Origin of the sequence: Actinoalloteichus spitiensis RMV-1378 (assembly GCF_000239155.1) — a bacterium.
Lineage (GTDB): Bacteria > Actinomycetota > Actinomycetes > Mycobacteriales > Pseudonocardiaceae > Actinoalloteichus_B > Actinoalloteichus_B spitiensis.
In genome coordinates this window covers 1-966 of record NZ_AGVX02000864.1, presented here as the reverse complement: position 1 = coordinate 966, position 966 = coordinate 1, and the positions used below count along the sequence as shown (strand labels likewise).

Sequence of the window (966 nt, the reverse complement as noted above, 5' to 3'; positions counted from 1 at the left end):
GGGGGGAGCCGCACCAGCGCCCGTCGCCGGGTGGCGCCCGAGACGCGGTCGCCACCCTCCACGAGGTATCGGCACCCGGGCGGGACGGGCGCCAGCAGCGTCTTCCGAGCCGGGCCTGTGGTCCACGAAGGACTTCCGGTGCCTGCCTCGCGGTGGTCTGGGCTCGCGACGGAGCCGTCCCAGCCGGTCCGCCGTCCACGCGTTCACGTCCCGCCCGCGACCGAGCGGGTGTGGTGGGCCGCTGTTCGGTGTCCCGTGGGATCGGGTTGTCCCCATCCCCGGGTTGTCCACAGGGGAGTCCTCGGGAGGCGCGCCACGACCGCTGTCGTCCCTAGCGTTTCGGCCATGACGAGCTTCCATGCCTACGACCCGCGTGTGGAACCGGTCGTCGCCGCCCGCGACCGGTTGACGGTGCTGGCCGAGACGACGGGAGGCGACGCGGAGGAACCCCGCGTCGAGGGACGCCGGAGCACGGGGGTGCCCCGGCACGCCGCTCGTGCCACCGCCAGCGGGTGGGCGAGCAGGTGGTTGCCCGCCGGGGTGAGCGGAATCCGCCTGGACCCCGGCCGGCCGGCGGCCCTGGCGGTGGGGGCGGCCGCGCTCCTCGGGGCGGGGCTCGTGTGGTGGGTGGCGTCCCGGCCGCCGGCCGAACCCGCGCCACCGCTGCCGGTGGCCGCCGTCGCCGAGTCCGTCCCGTCGCCGGCCACCCCCAGCAGCACATCTTCGCCCTCCGCTCCCACCGAGGTGGTGGTCAGTGTGGTGGGTCTGGTGTCCCGGCCGGGGCTGGTCACCCTGAGCCCGGGCGCGCGGGTGGCGGACGCGGTCCGCGCGGCGGGCGGCCAGGTGCCGACCGCCGAGGTCGGTGAGCTCAACCTCGCACGGCGCCTGGCCGACGGTGAGCAGGTGCACGTCGGGGTGCCGCCCCCACCGGGTGCCCGGGAGGGGGTGGTCGGTGGGGAGGGGCCC

Annotated in this window: 1 protein-coding gene; it reads left to right on the top strand. The window is 77.1% G+C overall.

Translation table 11 applies throughout. From position 1 onward, the window contains the following. Positions 1 to 345: 345 nt before the first annotated feature. Positions 346 to 966 (top strand): SLBB domain-containing protein (locus tag ACTIDRAF_RS33500; RefSeq protein WP_157163302.1); only part of this gene is annotated, 621 nt, incomplete at its 3' end.